We start from the raw sequence: 2,575 nt of genomic DNA on the forward strand, positions 1-2,575 counted from the left end.
GGGGCGGATTGTCCCGCATGGACCGGCAGGTCCGCGCCGGGGTGGTGCGGTGGCGGTGCGGGCATGGGCGCCGATCCTAGCCGCCCCGGATCTCCGGCCGGTCCTGCTCCGGGTCGCCGTGGTCGGTCTCCACCCGGTTCCGCCCGGCCCGTTTCGCCCGGTACAGCGCGATGTCGGCCGCCGCGAACAGGTGGTCCAGCTTCGCGGGCCCGCCCGCGACGCCGATGCTGACGGTGGGTACGCGGCGGGTGCAGCCGAGGACCAGGCGCCAGTCGTGCCGGTCGACGGCGGCCCGGATCCGTTCCGCGACGACGGGTCCGGCGTGCCGCGAGTCCTCCGCGTCGTCGACCACGAGCACCACGAACTCGTCCCCCGCCCACCGGCAGATCAGGTCGTCGGCGCGGCATTCGCGGCGCAGCAGGTGCGCCACCTCCTGCAATGTCGCGTCGCCCGCGGCGTGCCCCGCGAAGTCGTTGACGTCCTTGAACCAGTCCACGTCGAGCAGCACGAGCCACGGGATGCGGCCTTGCGCCGCGGTCTCCGCCAGCAGCCCGGGTGCTTGGCGTTGCAGGCCGAGGCGGTTCACCAGGCCGGTCAGCGGGTCGCGCACCGCCGCTTCCTGCGCGGCCGTCGCGAGCCGCTGCGCCTGCACGGCGACCCGTCGTTGTTCGAGCGCCTGGCCCAGGCCTTCCTGCAGGGTCTCCACGGCGGCGCCGCCGGCCCGGACGGTGCGGCGCAGTGCCGCCGCCTCGCCCACGGCATCGCCGAGCTGCACGCATACCGAGGCCAGGTCCAGCGAGTACCGCATCATCTGCATGGTGTCGCCGATGCTCTCGGCGCTGTCCAGCGCGCGGCTGGCGAAGGTGCGCGCCGAGTGCAGGTCGCCCTGGTCGCGCCGCACGATCGCCAGCACCCAGTTCGCCACCGCCGTGCAGAACCCGTCCTCGGCGTCCTTGCTGAGCTCCAGGGCGCGCTGCGCGAGCCGCTCCGCCTCCGGCAGCCGCCCCAGCCCGGCGAGGGCCCGCGCACCACCGGCCAGCGACACCCGGCGCAGCTGGCCCTCGCCGACGAGCAGCAGCGCCTCGTCGAACAGGTCGCGGGCGGTGCTGAACAGCCGATCAGCGGCGGAGACCTCCCGCGCCACCGAGCGGAAGATCAACGCGCTGGCCTGGCGCACCAGGCAGTGCGCCAGCGTCTCGGGGTCGTCCGCTTTGCGCGCCACCTGCACGCTCAACGTCATCAGCTCCAGCGCGGACGCCCGGTGGCCGATGGTCTCCAGCAGGTTGCCGAGGATGCTGATGGTCTGGGCCGCGGACGCGCCGATCGGCTGGTCCGCGTCCAGGTCGGTCCAGCCCTCGGCGGCCAGTTCCAGGGCTTGCGGGATGCGGTGCAGCCGCCAGGACAGCCACGCGCGGTGCACCAGCACCGTCGCCCGGTTCCACTGCTCGCCGACCAGGTTCAGCCCGGTCGAGACGAGCTCGTCGAACGCGATGTCCGCTTCGTGGAAATGACCGGAGTCGAGCAGGGCCCGCACGTGACGATCTTGCGCGGGGATGTGCCCCGACATCAGCGAATCGTCCTGTCGCACGGCGTCTCCGAGATCGTCCTCGTGCCCCGTTCCCAGCGTTCGGTCTCAGGCTACCGGGATTGGCCGCCCCGGTACTTGTCGTGGTGCACGACGTCCTCCAGCGGCGAGCGCCGTCGCCAGCCGTGTCGTTCCAGGTCAGGGGTTTCGGCGAGGGCGTGCACGGGTCCCACGCAGAGCCAGGCGACGGGCCGGACGCCGTCGGGGATCTCCAGCAGCCCGCGCAGGAACTCCTCCCGGTAGAAGCTGACCCAGCCGACGCCGAGCCCTTCGGCGGTGGCGGCCAGCCACAGGTTCTGGATGGCCAGGCACACCGAGTACAGGCCCGCGTCGGCGATGGCGTGCCTGCCCAGCACGGCGGGGGAGCCGCGGTCGGGGTCGTAGGTGACGGCGATGCCGAGGCCGGATTCGACGATGCCCTCCACCTTGATCTTGGCGAAGGTCGCGGCCCGTTCGCCGCTGAGCTCGGCGGCGAACACGTCGCGTTCGGCGCGCACGTGCTCGCGGAAGGCGCGGCGGGTGTCCTCGTCGCGGACCAGCACGAAGTCCCACGGCTGGCTCAAGCCCACGCTGGGCGCGCTGTGCGCGGCGGTCAGCACGCGGCGCAGCACCTCGTCCGGGATCGCGCCGCCGGTGAACTCGTTGCGGACGTCGCGCCGCCGCCGCAGCACGTCGTAGAGGTCGGCGGCGGGCATCGGGTCGGTGGATCGAGCGGTCATTGCCGCAATCCTGCCGTGCCCGCCCACCCGAACGTGATGGCGAAGCGCACACCGGCCGCGTCCGGTCCAGCGGCGCAGCCGCTCACTGCCCGTCTCCGAACCCGCCCGGCGGGTCTTGTCGGTTTCCTGTCAGCGGCGCAGCCGATGAGCAGCGACCACGCACGCGGCAGGACCACCCGCGGGTTCTCAGCGGGATTCTCGCGAGGACAGCTTTTTCCCTCGTGGCGGAGCCACTTGGGAAAAAGATCCCGCAGCGAGAATCCCGCTGAGG

Annotated in this window: 2 protein-coding genes; both read right to left on the reverse strand. The window is 72.8% G+C overall.

Annotated features, from left to right (window positions below; all coding sequences use genetic code 11):
• Window positions 1-76 precede the first annotated feature (76 nt).
• Window positions 77-1,588, reverse strand: coding sequence for a diguanylate cyclase (locus ABZ805_RS28140; RefSeq protein ID WP_358446602.1), 1,512 nt, complete (start codon window positions 1,586-1,588; stop codon window positions 77-79).
• A gap of 50 nt (window positions 1,589-1,638) precedes the next feature.
• Complete coding sequence (gene bluB / locus ABZ805_RS28145) at window positions 1,639-2,304, reverse strand: 5,6-dimethylbenzimidazole synthase (protein ID WP_358446605.1); 666 nt, start codon at window positions 2,302-2,304, stop codon at window positions 1,639-1,641.
• Window positions 2,305-2,575 lie beyond the last annotated feature (271 nt).

Origin of the sequence: Saccharopolyspora sp. NPDC047091 (assembly GCF_040643635.1) — a bacterium.
Classification (GTDB): Bacteria; Actinomycetota; Actinomycetes; order Mycobacteriales; family Pseudonocardiaceae; genus Saccharopolyspora_C.